General features: G+C 46.7%; 1 protein-coding gene. It reads right to left on the bottom strand.

The features are described 5' to 3' along the window. Positions 1-873 (bottom strand): DEAD/DEAH box helicase family protein (locus AC1DWN_RS34490; protein ID WP_477563303.1); only part of this gene is annotated, 873 nt, incomplete at both ends.

Genomic DNA, 873 nt, shown 5'->3' with positions numbered 1-873 from the left:
GCGATTATGTTTAATTAGACGGTAAATAAGACCGATCGCCATTCTAGTTTTCCCAGTACCTGTCGCCATCGCGAGCAGCATATTACGTTCTCCGGTTTCAATCGCATGTTCAACGGACAAGATGGCATCCTCTTGATACGGACGCAGCTTGAGATAATCCAATGTCTCATCCTTTAGGGCTTTGCTGGCTTCCTCCATATCCTGCTGCAACAAACTCTTCAGACCCTGCGGCGAATACCATGCTTGCAATGGACGCGGATGATTCGTTGACTTCCGTGCATCAAGGAACCATATACCTGACATATGCTTGAGTTGTTCCAGGTATGGACGCCCATTCGTTGAAAACAAGAATGGAACCTGATAGTTGCCCCATGGTCCATGAATGATCTCATCACCGTGACGAACAACCTGCATGGCATATTTTTTCGCTTGCGCAATATCCGCCTCAACGTTCCGGCTAATCCGTTTTGCTTCAACGATTCCGACTAACTCTAAGCCGCAAAATAGCGCATAGTCCGCAAAACCGGATTTGAGCGCCCATTCTGCTATCGCAAGATTACGCCCTTTCTCCGGACGAGCACCAAGACCAAAACGAAGAGTCTGTGAATCCACTTCCCAGCCTGCTTGGTGTAGCTTCTCGTCGATGATCAGTCTCGTCTCAGCTTCTGTTAGCGCAAAAGCGCTACCTGCCTGTTTGGATTTTGTATGACGTTTCTTCTTATCTTCATTCGTAACGTTTGTTTGCTGCTCGCGCAGTGTTGTAAGTTCCTGCTGTAATTGCTCCATTTTCGCTTCATATGACTGTGCAAGCTGATCCAATTGATTCTGATTGCTTGCATTATCCTGCTGAATAGGTTCTATGTAATCTAACGA

Source organism: Paenibacillus sp. P4_A7, assembly GCF_056402455.1.
Note: the sequence above shows the minus strand (reverse complement) of the source record. Positions and strands in the feature narration are given on the sequence as shown.